Annotated in this window: 1 protein-coding gene; it reads right to left on the bottom strand. The window is 49.1% G+C overall.

The features are described 5' to 3' along the window. Positions 1–153 precede the first annotated feature (153 nt). The coding region (locus ACNQO6_RS18375) for a DUF1833 family protein (RefSeq protein WP_440209907.1) at positions 154–644 on the bottom strand (491 nt) is incomplete at its 5' end.

Below are 644 nucleotides of genomic sequence, written 5' to 3' on the forward strand. Positions count from 1 at the left end.
GTAAAAAAGTGATTTCACCCTTAGGCTGCATAAACAGTTCCAGTGCTTCCCCACGGTCTATGCCATACAGATCCATCGCAGCTTCGTGGGCGAAGTGGACACAATTGTAATTTTCCTGATCGTATTGCCGATCGAGTAAATGATCATGACCTTTCATAACGCCCCCTTGAGACCAGTGAAACGATCCAGTGAGAAGATGTCGCCCGTCTTGGCGGTATTCAGTCGCGGTGATTCAGCCTTGAATGTGACTGCCTTGTGGTCCATGGCCACGCCTGACAGTTGCAGACCAAGCAAGTAATACATCGGTGTATTGAGATTGTCCGAGCTATAGAGCCGGTAATTAACCGTTGGCTTAATATCGGGGTATTGTCCTTCCATCACTCGCTCAAACTCATCCGGCAACACATCACCAAGCCCTGATATTGAGATCGTCAAGGACTGGTCCAGATCCCCCAGCATGCCTGAGCGCTGGATCTCGGCAGGCAGATATTCATAGAACAGCTGGCTGTCATTCTCCTTGTGCCGGACATAAACACCCTGATCATCGTTACGCACGACACGATAGGTATTGATGAATGATGGATGGGTCAGCTCGATACACTCCAGCTGATAAATGTCGACCGTGCGATTGAGAAAGAACTTTG

This window comes from Acinetobacter calcoaceticus, from assembly GCF_051947995.1.
In the GTDB taxonomy this organism is placed as follows: domain Bacteria; phylum Pseudomonadota; class Gammaproteobacteria; order Pseudomonadales; family Moraxellaceae; genus Acinetobacter.